Here is an 8,727-nt window from a genome sequence, read left to right as displayed (position 1 = left end):
TCACGGTCGGCAATCATACGGTTACGCTGCCGGGCATCGGCGCCTACCTGGCGCAGGCGATCAGCGACAAGAACCTGCACGCGATCGGCTGGGTCATCCTCGCGATGACGGTCGTGATTCTCGCCTATGACCAGTTGCTGTTCCGTCCGCTCGTCGCGTGGGCCGACAAGTTCCGCATGGAGACCACGACTTCGGGCAACGCGCCGCAGTCCTGGCTGCTCGACACGATGCGGCGCACACGTCTGATTCATCAGTTGCTGACGCCGGCGGGCGTGATGCTCGCGACCACCGCACGCATTCCGTTCCGTGTGCCTTTCGCGAGCGCGCGACGCGCCAGCGGACCGCGCGGCGAGAAATCGACGCGCGTGGGGGACATCGTGTGCGGCGTGCTCGTATTCGTGCTGACGGTCTATGCGATCTATCGCGTCGTCGCCTATGTGCGTGCCGGCGTCACGCTCGACGAGGTCGGTCACGTGTTCGTGCTCGGGCTCATCACACTACTGCGGGTCGCCGTGCTGATCGCGATCTCCTCGGTGATCTGGGTACCGATTGGCGTGTTGATCGGCCTGCGTCCGGCGCTCGCCGAGAAGGTCCAGCCGCTCGCGCAGTTTCTCGCCGCGTTCCCCGCGAACCTGCTGTTCCCGGTGTTCGTGATCGTGATCGTGCGCTTTCATCTGAATCCGGATATCTGGCTGTCGCCGCTGATCGTGCTCGGCACGCAGTGGTACATCCTGTTCAACGTGATCGCGGGCGCGACCGCCTATCCGAACGACTACCGCGAGGCGGCCATCAATTTCCGCATCCGGGGCTGGCAATGGTGGCGCCAGCTGATGCTGCCGGGCGTATTCCCTTACTACGTAACTGGCGCGATCACCGCATCGGGCGGCGCGTGGAACGCGAGCATCGTGTCCGAGTTCGTCCAGTGGGGCGATACCAATGTGGTCGCGCACGGCCTCGGCGCCTATATCGCCGAGACGACCGCCGCGGGCGACTTTCCGAAGATCATCCTTGGCGTCGCCGTGATGTCGCTATTCGTCACGCTATTCAACCGCGCGCTGTGGCGCCCCCTGTATGCCTTTGCCGAAATCAGGCTGTGACTCGACTAGGAGTGAACCCATGCAAAACGTCATTCAAGCCATTCCCGCCGACCGGCTCCAGTCGCCGCCGCCCGTGGGCGCGCAACTGCTGAACATCGAGCACGTGAGCCGCGGCTTCCATAAAAACCAGAGCGACCTGCTGGTGCTCGACGACGTCAATCTGACGCTGCACGAGGGCGAAATCGTCGGACTGCTCGGCCGCTCGGGCTCGGGCAAGTCGACGCTGCTGCGCATCATCGCCGGTCTGATCCGGCCGACGAGCGGCAATGTGACCTACCTGGGCAAGCCGCTCGACGGTCCCGCCGAGGGTGTCGCGATGGTGTTCCAGACCTTCGCGCTGTTTCCGTGGCTGACGGTGCTGCAGAACGTCGAAGCGGGGCTGGAGGCGCTCGGCGTCGGCGTCGAGGAGCGGCGCACGCGCGCGCTCGCCGCGATCGATCTGATCGGCCTCGATGGTTTCGAAAATGCGTATCCGCGCGAACTGTCGGGCGGCATGAGGCAGCGCGTCGGCTTCGCGCGCGCGCTCGTCGTCGATCCGACCATCCTGCTGATGGACGAGCCGTTCTCCGCGCTCGACGTGCTGACCGCCGAAACGCTGCGCACCGACCTGCTCGACCTGTGGAACCAGGACCGCATGCCGATCAAGTCGGTGCTGATCGTCACGCACAACATCGAGGAAGCCGTGTTCATGTGCGATCGCATTCTCGTGCTGTCGTCGAACCCCGGGCGCGTGGTGGCCCAGACCGTAGTGCCGTTCGCGCATCCGCGCAACCGGCTCGACCCGGATTTTCGCGCGCTCGTCGACGAAATCTACGCGAAGATGACCGCGCGCCCCAGCGACACTGCGGCCAAACGCGAACTCGAACCCGGCAGCTGGTTGCCGAACGTGTCGACCAACCTGATGGCCGGTCTGCTCGAAACGCTCGCTGCAGCGCCCTACAACGGCCGCGCCGACATGCCCGAGATCGCGCGCACACTGCAGCTGGAAGTCGACGAACTGTTCCCGATCGCGGAGATGCTGCAGTACCTCGGCTTTGCCGAAGTCAGCGAGGGTGACGTGTTCCTGACGCCACCCGCGCATCGATTCGCCGAGGGCAGCACGCAGGAGCGCAAGATCATGTTCGCCGATCATCTATTGCAGCGCGTGCCGCTCGCCGCGCGAATCAGAAAGGTGCTCAACGAACGGCCCGGACATCGCGCGCCGCGCGTGCGCTTCGAGCAGGAACTCGAGGACCTGCTGTCCGACAGCGCGGCGCAGGAGACACTCGATGCGGTGATCGACTGGGGTCGTTACGCGGAGATCTTCTCGTACAACGACAAGACGGAGACTTTCAGTCTCGCGGACGTCGAGACCTGAGCGAGTGCCGAAACGAAATGGCCGCGCAGAACCTGAGAGCGGTGGATCGTCTTCACGAGTTGGCGGTTTTTCCAGTCGACCGCCTCAGGCCCACGCGCGCGAGCATGAAACTCGCGCGGCCCATCGATGAAGATTCGGGCTTCCAGGGCGAACGCGAGTACGCCGTCGCGTTATCGCTGCACGACGTGCCGAACCTCGGCCAGCTGCTGCCGGCGTTGCTCGCCCTGCCGCTCCAGCATCCAGCCGGGGTACTCCGCCGGCAGCGCGCTGACTTCGGCCAGCTTCGCGAGCTCATCGGCGGATAGCGCGACGTTGGTCGCCGCGATGTTGTCGTCGAGCTGCTCGATTTTCTTCGCGCCGACGATCACCGTGCTGACGACACGCTGATGCAGCAGCCACGCCAGCGCGATCTGCGCGACCGAGACGTTTTTCGCTGCAGCGATTTCGCGCATCACGTCGATGCAGTCATACGCGCGCTCGCGATCGACAGGCGGAAAATCGAAGTTCGTGCGACGGCTGCCCGCCTCGGCCTGCTGCTCGCGTCCGTATTTGCCGCTCAGCAAACCGCCCGCGAGCGGGCTCCACACCATCAGGCCGAGGCCTTCGCTTTGCAGCATCGGTACGAGTTCGCGTTCGAGATCGCGGCCCGCGAGCGTGTAATACGCCTGCAGCGTTTCGAAGCGCGCGGTGCCGAGCCGCTCGGCGATGCCGAGCGCCTTCGCGATCTGCCACGCGGCCCAGTTCGACACGCCGACGTAGCGCACGTGGCCGTGCTGCACGAGCGTATCGAGCGCGCGCACGGTTTCTTCGATCGGCGTGGCCGGATCGAAACCGTGGATCTGATACAGGTCGACGTGATCGAGTTGCAGACGCTTCAGGCTCGCCTTGATGCCGTCGAGGATGTGATAGCGCGACGCGCCGCGCGCGTTTGCGAACTCGCCGGTCTGGCCGAACACCTTGGTGGCGATCACGACCTTGTCGCGCGGTACTTGCAGATTCTTCAGCGCCTGGCCGGTGATCTGCTCGGACAGGCCGCCCGCGTAAACGTCCGCGGTGTCGATGAAATTGATGCCCGCGTCGAGCGCCCGGCCGACCAGCCGCTCCGCGTCGTTCTGCTGCAGATCGCCGATCTGCCGCCAGATGCCTTCGCCACCGCCGAAGGTCATCGTGCCCAAACACAACTCTGAAACAAACACACCGGTACGGCCCAACTGGTTATATCGCATCGTCGACGCTCCATCGTGGGTGCAGGAAGAGTCGTCAAGCGTACTGCAATTGGCGGAGGTTGGTAGGAGTGGCGCACACGCCGCAAAAGACTACGAATTCCAGCAGCGGCGCGACGCCCGATGGGCCGCGCACGAGCGGCGAAAACCTGCGAGACTGGCGGCTATTGCGCCGTCAGCGTGGAATGACCCACAACCGCCAAAACGGTCGACATTGCCCGGTACCGACTGGATATCCCCCGCGCCGCCCTCATCTGCACAAGCATGACTTCGGCAAAGACTTCCGCCGCACTCGACGCGGCGCCCCGCTCCCGCAAGACCCGCTCCTCCGCGAGCGCGGCGCGCGCCGCCGCGCCAGCCTTACCGCGAGCCCAGCAGGCGCTCGACGGTTTTCACCCAGCCGTCGCCAACTGGTTCCAGCAAACCTTCGCCGCCCCGACCGACGCACAAGCCGCCGCGTGGCCGCAGATCCGGAGCGGCCGCTCGACGCTGGTCGCCGCGCCGACGGGCTCCGGCAAGACGCTGACCGCATTCCTGTCCGCGCTGAACGAGCTGGTCTCGCAAGGCCTCGCGAACGGCGGCACGCTGCCCGACGAAACGCTGGTCGTCTACGTGTCGCCGCTGAAGGCGCTTTCGAACGACATCCGCCTGAATCTGCAACTGCCGCTGCAAGGCATCGCCACCGAACTCGACAGGCTCGGCCTGCCGCCGCTCGACATTCGCACCGCGGTGCGCACCGGCGACACCACGCAGCAGGAACGCAATGCGTTGAAAAAGCGCGCGCCGCACATTCTCGTGACGACGCCCGAGTCGCTGTACGTGCTGCTCGGCTCGGATTCTGGCCGCCGCATGCTGGCAACGGTGCGCACGGTGATCGTCGATGAGATTCATGCGCTCGCCGGCAGCAAGCGGGGCAGTCATCTCGCGCTGAGCCTCGAACGGCTCGACGCCCTCTGCGCCCGGCGCCTGCCGCGCATCGGGCTGTCGGCGACGCAAAAGCCGGTCAGCGCGGTCGCGCGGTTTCTGGTCGGCGGCGCGAGCCTCGAGAGCGACGTACCGGCCGAGTGCGCGGTGATCGACGTCGGCCACGTCCGCGCGCGCGACCTCGCGCTCGAGATCCCGCCGGTGCCGCTCGAAGCGGTGATGGCCAACGAAGTGTGGGAGCGCGTCTACGATCGGCTCGCCGAACTGGTCGCGCAGCATCGCACCACGCTGATCTTCGTCAACACGCGCCGGATGGCCGAGCGCGCCGCGCGTCATCTGACCGAGCGGCTCGGCAAGGACGCGGTCGCTGCGCATCACGGCAGTCTCGCGAAAGAACATCGTTTCGACGCCGAACAGCGCCTGAAACGCGGCGAGCTGCGCGTGCTGATCGCGACCGCTTCGCTCGAACTCGGCATCGATATCGGCGACGTCGACCTCGTCTGCCAGATGGGGTCGCCACGCGCGATCGCGCCGTTCCTGCAACGCGTCGGCCGCTCGGGCCACCACGTCGGCGGCATGCCGAAGGGGCGGCTCTTTCCCGCCTCGCGCGACGACCTGCTCGAATGCGCGGCGCTGCTCGATTGCGTGCGGCGTGGCGAACTCGATGCGCTACGCATCCCGCGCGCGCCGCTCGACGTGCTCGCGCAACAGATCGTCGCGGAAGTGTCGAGCGCCGAGTGGAGCGAGGATGCGCTGTTCGACATGCTGCTGCGCGCAGCGCCGTACGCGGATCTGTCGCGCGAGCAATACGACGCGGTGCTGCGCATGCTCGCCGAGGGCTACACGAGCCGCCACGGTCCGCGCGCCGCGTACGTGCATCGCGATGCGGTAAGCGGCACGCTGCGCGGCCGGCGCGGCGGCAAGCTGGTCGCCGTGACGTCGGGCGGCACAATCCCCGAAAACGCCGATTACGCCGTCGTGCTCGAACCGCAGGCGATCAACATCGGCACCGTCAACGAGGACTTCGCGGTCGAAAGCCTCGCCGGCGATGTGTTCCAGCTCGGCAACGCGTCGTACCGGATTCTGCGAATCGAGAGTGGCCGGGTGCGGGTCGAGGACGCACAAGGGCAACCGCCGAACATTCCGTTCTGGCTCGGCGAGGCGCCGGGGCGCAGCGACGAGCTGTCTTTCGCGGTCGCGAGATTGCGGGAGCAGATCGAGCGTTTGCTGACGGAGGGCGAACCGGCGTCACACGCGGTTGCGTCGGTGCCAATCGCCGCGGCGCAATTCGAAGCAGCCGCAACGCCCGCGAAATCCGCGGCAAAGAGAGGACGCAAAGCGAAAGCTGCCGTGGCGCAGAGCGCGACGCAGAGCACAACGGCGTCCGCAACCGCCGCAGCCACGTTGCCCGCGAGCGAAGCCGAACCCACGACCGCGCGCCTCGACCACGCCATCGCCTGGCTCGCCGACGAGCTCGCGCTCGACGAGCCCGCCGCGCGCCAGATCGTCGAATACCTGGCGCGTGCGCGCGCCGCGCTCGGCGTACTGCCGACGCAGAGCACGCTGGTGATGGAGCGCTTCTTCGACGAATCGGGCGGCACCCAGCTCGTGATCCACTCGCCGTTCGGCAGCCGCGTGAACCGCGCGTGGGGGCTCGCGCTGCGCAAGCGCTTCTGCCGCAGCTTCAACTTCGAGTTGCAGGCCGCCGCCACCGAAGACGCGATCGTGCTGTCGCTGACCGGCAGCCACTCGTTCGTGCTCGACGAGGTCTGGCGCTATCTGCACTCGAACAGCGCCGAACGTCTGCTGATCCAGGCACTGCTCGATGCGCCGTTGTTCGGCGTGCGCTGGCGCTGGAACGCGACGACCGCGCTCTGCCTGCCGCGCTACACGGGCGGCCGCAAGACCGCGCCGCAACTGCAGCGCATGCGCAGCGAAGATCTGCTCGCAAGCGTGTTTCCCGAGCAGGCCGCGTGTCTGGAGAACGTCGTCGGCGAACGCGAGGTGCCGCGCCACCCCTTAGTCGACCAAACCATCGACGACTGTCTGCACGACGCGATGGACAGCGAACGCTGGCTCGCGCTGCTGCGCCGCATCGAGCGCGGCGAGTTGCGGCTCGTCGCGCGTGATCTGCCGGCGCCGTCACCGCTCGCCGCCGAAATCCTGACCGCGAAGCCCTACGCGTATCTCGACGACGCGCCGATCGAGGAGCGCCGCACCCAGGCGGTGCTGAACCGCCGCTGGACGGACCCTGAAAGGGCCGACGATCTTGGCGCGCTCGACGCCGCCGCGATCGACAGCGTGCGCGACGAGGCGTGGCCGCAGGCGCGCAACGCCGACGAAATGCACGAAGCGCTGACGGGCCTCGCGTGCATCACCGGGGCCGAGGCGCTCGCGCACGAGGATTGGCCGACGCTGCTTGCGGCGTTGGCGAAAGCCGGCCGGGCGACGCGCTTGCCGCTGGCCGCGCAAGCCAACGCGAGCACGGGCAACGACAACGCCAGCGCCAGCGACAGCGACAGCGACAGCGACAGCGACAGCGACAGCGACAGCGACAGCGACAGCGACAGCGACAACGCACTGTGGCTGCCCGCCGAACGCCTGACCTGTTTCGAAGCGCTGTACCCCGGCATCGCGCGCAATCGCTACATGCCGCCGCTGAACGCCCCGAAGGGCTACACCGAGAGCTGGAGCGCTGACGACGCGCTCGTCGACGTGTTGCGCGCGCGGCTGACCGGCTTCGGCCCGCTGACGGTCGAGGCGATCGCGCGCCCGCTCGGTTTGCCGGCCGACCGGATCGAACAGGCGCTGATCCGGCTCGAAGCCGAAGGCTATCTGTTGCGCGGCCGCTTCACGCCGCACACGAGCGACGAGGAATGGTGCGAACGACACCTGCTCGCACGCATCCACCGCTACACGGTGAGGCGGCTGCGGCGTGAGATCGAGCCGGTCGAGCGGCACGACTTCATGCGCTTCCTGTTCGAATGGCAGCATCTGACGCCGACGACACGCGCCGAAGGCCGCGACGCGCTCGCCGCCGCGCTCGACCAGCTCGAAGGCTTCCAGGCCGCGGCCGGCGCGTGGGAGGAAGACATCCTGCCCGCGCGCGTGCGTGCCTACACCAGCAGTTCGCTCGATGAGCTATGCCGCGCCGGCAAGCTCGTCTGGACCCGCCTGACCGAGCGGGCGCGCGGCGCCGCCGGTCCGGTCCGCGGCACGCCGATCGTGCTGCTGCCGCGCGCCCAGCTGCGTGCGTGGCGCGCGCTGCTCGATCCGGCGCGCCAGGTCGAGTTGTCGGCGCTCGCGCAAAGCGTGCACGACACCCTCGCGCAACACGGCGCGATGTTCTTCGACGAACTGCTCGCCGAGGTGCGCGTGCTGCGCATGGAGCTCGAAAACGCGCTCGGCGAGCTGGTCGCGGCCGGCCTCGCGAACTCCGACAGCTTCGCGGGCTTGCGCGCGTTGCTGAAGCCGGTCGCCAAACGCAACGCGTTTTCCAGCAGCCGGCGCGCGCGAGCGAGCGCGCTGATCGGCGGCATGGACGACGCGGGGCGCTGGGCGCTCGTAAGCCGTCCGTCCGCCGTCGCGCCGGAAAATCCACCCGAACGGCGGCGCCAGTTGCCGCCCGAGGCGCTCGAACACGTCGCAATGACGTTGCTGCGCCGCTACGGTGTCGTGTTCTGGCGCGTGCTCGAACGCGAGGCCGAATGGCTTCCGCCGTGGCGCGATCTGCTGCGCGTTCTGCAGCGGCTCGAGGCGCGCGGCGTGATCCGCGGCGGGCGGTTCGTCAACGGACTCGCGGGCGAGCAGTTCGCGCTGCCCGAGGCGATTCCGCTGCTGCGCGAGGTGCGCCGGCAGCCGAACGACGGTGCACTTATTTGCGTTGCTGGGACCGATCCGCTGAATCTCGTCGGCACGCTGCTGGTCGGCGACAAGGTGCCGGCCGTGACCGGAAACCGCGTGCTGTATCGCGACGGCGTGGTGGCGGCCACGCTGGTGGCCGGCAAGTTCCGGTTCGACGCGGCGCTCGACGCCAACCCGCCCGAACGCGAACGCGCCCGCGCGCTGCTGGCGCGCCGCCTCTAGCGACGTCATCGTGGCGTCGTTCTGGCGGGTAATAATCGCG

The 8,727-nt window shown here is 67.7% G+C and carries 4 protein-coding genes; 3 read left to right on the top strand and 1 reads right to left on the bottom strand.

From position 1 onward, the window contains the following. Window positions 1-1,097, top strand: a 1,097-nt coding sequence (locus F6X37_RS07255) for an ABC transporter permease subunit (RefSeq protein WP_187610806.1), incomplete at its 5' end; no start/stop codon positions are given. A gap of 19 nt (window positions 1,098-1,116) precedes the next feature. Beyond that, window positions 1,117-2,454: an AAA-associated domain-containing protein gene (locus tag F6X37_RS07250; protein ID WP_187610805.1), complete on the top strand. Its 1,338-nt coding sequence runs from the start codon at window positions 1,117-1,119 to the stop codon at window positions 2,452-2,454. A 170-nt stretch (window positions 2,455-2,624) separates the two neighbouring features. Here the strand turns inward: F6X37_RS07250 and F6X37_RS07245 are convergent, their stop codons facing one another. Further along, on the bottom strand, window positions 2,625-3,680 hold the full coding sequence (locus F6X37_RS07245) for an aldo/keto reductase (protein ID WP_018425310.1): 1,056 nt from the start codon (window positions 3,678-3,680) through the stop codon (window positions 2,625-2,627). 261 nt (window positions 3,681-3,941) lie between these two features. Between F6X37_RS07245 and F6X37_RS07240 the strand changes: the two genes are divergently transcribed. Next, window positions 3,942-8,687, top strand: a complete 4,746-nt coding sequence (locus tag F6X37_RS07240; protein ID WP_187610804.1) for a DEAD/DEAH box helicase — start codon at window positions 3,942-3,944, stop codon at window positions 8,685-8,687. Window positions 8,688-8,727 lie beyond the last annotated feature (40 nt).

It is taken from the genome of Paraburkholderia sp. 31.1 (assembly GCF_014397645.1).
Classification (GTDB): domain Bacteria; phylum Pseudomonadota; class Gammaproteobacteria; order Burkholderiales; family Burkholderiaceae; genus Paraburkholderia; species Paraburkholderia tuberum.
Note: the sequence above shows the minus strand (reverse complement) of the source record. Positions and strands in the feature narration are given on the sequence as shown.

Bases quoted from the DNA above. Each gene is read 5' to 3' on its own strand.
- F6X37_RS07245 (WP_018425310.1), bottom strand. From the start codon at position 3,680: ATGCGATATAACCAGTTGGGCCGTACCGGTGTGTTTGTTTCAGAGTTG.
- F6X37_RS07240 (WP_187610804.1), top strand. From the start codon at position 3,942: ATGACTTCGGCAAAGACTTCCGCCGCACTCGACGCGGCGCCCCGCTCC.
- F6X37_RS07250 (WP_187610805.1), top strand. From the start codon at position 1,117: ATGCAAAACGTCATTCAAGCCATTCCCGCCGACCGGCTCCAGTCGCCG.